Annotated in this window: 3 protein-coding genes and 1 pseudogene; 3 read left to right on the forward strand and 1 reads right to left on the reverse strand. The window is 75.1% G+C overall.

Annotated features, from left to right (window positions below):
- From K377_RS40815 to K377_RS40825, 3 genes are all read left to right on the forward strand, one after another.
- The coding region (locus tag K377_RS40815; RefSeq protein WP_258395324.1) for an Asd/ArgC dimerization domain-containing protein at positions 1-361 on the forward strand (361 nt) is incomplete at its 5' end.
- Entirely contained in the window at positions 358-1,509 is a 1,152-nt protein-coding gene (argJ, locus tag K377_RS40820) for a bifunctional glutamate N-acetyltransferase/amino-acid acetyltransferase ArgJ (protein WP_111668683.1), read from the forward strand. The genes K377_RS40815 and argJ, both read left to right, overlap by 4 nt.
- Positions 1,506-2,705 carry an acetylornithine transaminase gene (locus tag K377_RS40825; RefSeq protein ID WP_111668684.1) on the forward strand — a complete coding sequence of 400 codons (1,200 nt, stop codon included), beginning with the start codon at positions 1,506-1,508 and terminating at the stop codon, positions 2,703-2,705. Before argJ ends, K377_RS40825 begins: the two co-directional genes overlap by 4 nt.
- Before the next feature lie 7 nt (positions 2,706-2,712).
- Here K377_RS40825 and K377_RS41990 read toward each other — a convergent pair.
- Positions 2,713-3,025, reverse strand: a pseudogene (locus K377_RS41990) (transcriptional regulator); the annotation flags it as partial.

Below are 3,025 nucleotides of genomic sequence, written 5' to 3' on the forward strand. Positions count from 1 at the left end.
CGCCGTCTCCTTCACCCCGACGCTGGCCCCGATGTCCCGCGGCATCCTCGCGACCTGCTCCGCGGCGGCCCGCCCGGGGGTGGACGCCGACGACGTACGGGCCGCGTACGACAAGGCCCTGGCCGACGAGCCGTTCGTCCGGCTGCTGCCCGAGGGGCAGTGGCCCGCGACCGGCGCCGTGCACGGGTCGAACAGCGCGCAGGTCCAGGTGGCCCTCGATCCCGCGACCCGCCGGGTCGTCGCGGTCAGCGCCATCGACAACCTGGTCAAGGGCACGGCGGGCGGAGCCGTGCAGAGCATGAACATCGCCCTGGGCCTGCCGGAGGCACAGGGCCTCTCCACGATCGGAGTCGCCCCGTGAGCGTCACCTCGGCACGAGGCTTCACCGCGGCGGGACTGGCCGCCGGGATCAAGGAGAACGGGAGCCGTGACCTGGCGCTCGTCGTCAACCGGGGGCCGCGGTACGCCGCGGCGGGCGTCTTCACCTCCAACCGTGTCCAGGCCGCGCCCGTCCGCTGGACCCGCGACGGCCTCGCCGACGGTGTGCTGCACGCGGTCGTGCTCAACTCCGGCGGAGCCAACGCCTGCACCGGCGCCCAGGGCGCGCACGACACCCGCGCCACCGCGGAGCGGGCCGCCGCGCGGCTCGGTGCCGCCCCGGCCGACGTCGCCGTCTGTTCCACCGGCCTGATCGGCGTACCGCTGCCCATGGACCGGCTCCTGGCCGGCGTCGACCGTGCCGCCGACGGGCTGTCGGAGTCCGGCGGGACGGACGCGGCCCTCGCGATCATGACCACGGACACGATGCCCAAGACGGCCGCGGCCGGCCACGACGGGTGGACCGTCGGCGGGATGGCCAAGGGCGCCGGGATGCTCGCGCCGGGCCTCGCGACCATGCTCGTCGTGCTCACCACGGACGCCGTCGTCGACAGCGGGGACCTGGACCGGGCGCTGCGGGCCGCCACCCGCGTCACCTTCGACCGGGTCGACTCCGACGGCTGCATGTCCACCAACGACACCGTGCTGCTGCTCGCCTCCGGCGCCTCCGGGGTCACCCCGGAGTACGCCGCGTTCGCCGAAGCCGTCCGCGTCGTCTGCGACGGCCTCGCGCGGCAGCTCGTCAAGGACGCCGAGGGCGCCGACAAGGAGATCCGCATCGAGGTCACGGGCGCCGCGAGCGAGGACGACGCCGTCGAGGTGGGCCGCTCCATCGCCCGCAACAACCTCCTCAAGTGCGCCCTGCACGGGGAGGACCCCAACTGGGGCCGGGTCCTGTCCGCGATCGGCACGACGAAGGCCGCCTTCGAACCCGACCGGCTGAACGTCGCCATCAACGGCGTCCAAGTCTGCAGGAGCGGATCGGTGGGCGAGGACCGCGCGCTGGTGGACATGACCGGCCGGGAGATCTCGATCCGCGTCGAGCTCGACGCGGGCGCGGACTCCGCCGTGATCTGGACCAACGACCTCACCGCCGCGTACGTCCACGAGAACAGCGAGTACTCCTCATGAGCACAGGCAACGAGGCGCTGGCCCGGCGCTGGCAGGACGTCATGATGGACAACTTCGGCACCCCCTCCCTCGCGCTGGCCCGCGGTCTGGGCACCCGGGTCTGGGACGCGGAGGGCACCGAGTACCTGGACTTCGTCGGCGGTATCGCGGTCAACGCCCTGGGCCACGCCCATCCCGCCGTGGTGCGGGCCGTGTCGGAGCAGGTCGCCTCGCTCGGGCACGTCTCGAACCTGTTCATCGCGGAACCGACCGTGCGGCTCGCCGAGCGGCTGCTGCGGCTCGCGGGGCGCGAGGGCCGGGTCTACTTCTCCAACTCCGGCGCCGAGGCGAACGAAGCGGCCTTCAAGATCGGCCGGCTCACCGGGCGCACCCACATGGTGGCCGCCGCCGGCGGTTTCCACGGCCGCACCATGGGCGCCCTCGCCCTCACCGGCCAGCCCGCCAAGCAGCGCCCCTTCCTGCCGCTGCCGGGCGAGGTCAGCCACGTACCGTACGGCGACACGGAGGCGCTGCGCCGCGCCGTCACCCCGCGCACCGCGCTGGTCGTGCTGGAGCCCGTGCAGGGCGAGAACGGTGTGATCGTGCCGCCGCCCGGCTATCTGCGGGCCGCCCGGGAGATCACCGCGGCGGCCGGTGCCCTGCTGGTCCTGGACGAGATCCAGACCGGCATCGGGCGCACGGGCCACTGGTTCGCCGCTCGGGCCGACGGCGTGGAGGCGGACGTCGTCACGCTCGCCAAGGGGCTCGGCGGCGGTCTGCCGATCGGCGCGACCCTCGCCTTCGGCACGGCCGCCAAGCTGCTCACGCCCGGCACGCACGGCTCGACCTTCAGCGGCAACCCGGTGGTCTGCGCGGCGGCTCTCGCCGTCCTGGACACCATCGAGGAGACCGGTCTGCTCGCCCGGGTGGCCCGCACGGGGCAGCGGCTGCGACGGGGACTGGAGGCCCTCGGTCACCCGGCCGCGGGCGAAGTCCGGGGCGCGGGGCTGCTGTTGGGGCTGGTGCTGCGCGGCGACCTCGCGGGGCGGGTGCGGCAGGCGGCGCAGGACAGGGGGCTGCTGGTGAACGCCGTGGCCCCGGACGTCATCCGGTTCGCGCCGCCGCTGACCGTCTCGGAGCGGGAGGTCGACGCGTGCCTGGAGCGGCTGGGGACGGCCCTGGCCGACGTGGCCGGTGCCGGGCGGCGGGCCGCCTGACAGGGGGTCAGGCGCGGCGGCTCTCCAGTTCGTTGGCGAGCCGCAGCCAGTGGTCGGCGCAGCGGCGGGCCGCCTGCGCGAGGATGTCCGCACGGTGCCCGGGCACGCTGCGCGCGAGGCGGAGCCACTTCGCCTCGTCGCCGATCGAGTGGACGCTCAGCATCCGCAGCAGGGTGCGTCCGGCCTCCGTGCGCAGCGACGGATCCTTGGAGACGCTGGGCAGGAGCAGCCCGATGGCGGCGGCGGGCACGCGGGCCGCGGCCCGCCCGGCCCCGGTCGTCCCCGGCGCCTCGGGCAGGGCGGCGCCGGTTCTGCCCGGC

The organism is Streptomyces sp. PsTaAH-137, from assembly GCF_003259365.1.
GTDB lineage: Bacteria > Actinomycetota > Actinomycetes > Streptomycetales > Streptomycetaceae > Streptomyces.